This is a genomic window from Pseudonocardia oceanicola, from assembly GCF_047200735.1.
Classification (GTDB): Bacteria; Actinomycetota; Actinomycetes; order Mycobacteriales; family Pseudonocardiaceae; genus Pseudonocardia.
In genome coordinates, this window is the sequence record NZ_JBJZON010000093.1 from 1 (window position 1) to 560 (window position 560).

Here is a 560-nt window from a genome sequence, read left to right on the forward strand (position 1 = left end):
GGCGCGCTGTCGGTCACCGGGAACTCGATGAAGCGCGGCGGCGCCGGGATCCCGCTGGTGCACGCCACCCCGATGCCGTTCGACAACTACTTCGACGGCAAGGTCCCGGACTTCCTGTGGTTCGAGAAGGTGCTCACCGACGCCGGGTCGAGCCTCAACGAGCCGGCCGCGGTGATCGTGGAGACCGTGCAGGGCGAGGGCGGGATCAACCCGGCCCGCATCGAGTGGTTGCAGGGCCTGGCCGACCTGTGCAAGCGCCACGACATCCTGCTGATCGTCGACGACGTGCAGATGGGCGTGGGCCGCACCGGCCCGTTCTTCTCCTTCGAGGCCGCCGGGATCCAGCCCGACATCGTCACCATCTCCAAGTCGATCTCCGGCTACGGGCTGCCGATGGCCCTGGTGCTGATCAAGCCCGAGCACGACGTGTGGGGCCCGGGCGAGCACAACGGCACCTTCCGCGGGCACAACCCCGCCTTCGTCACCGGTACCGAGGCCATCCACCAGTACTGGAGCGACGACACCCTCGAGCGCGAGACCGTCCGCAAGGGCGAGAAGGT

1 protein-coding gene is annotated in these 560 nt (G+C 68.6%); it reads left to right on the forward strand.

The window, feature by feature from the left end; translation table 11 throughout:
- On the forward strand, positions 1-560 hold a 560-nt coding region (locus ACL02T_RS34955), incomplete at both ends, for an aminotransferase class III-fold pyridoxal phosphate-dependent enzyme (RefSeq protein ID WP_412835101.1).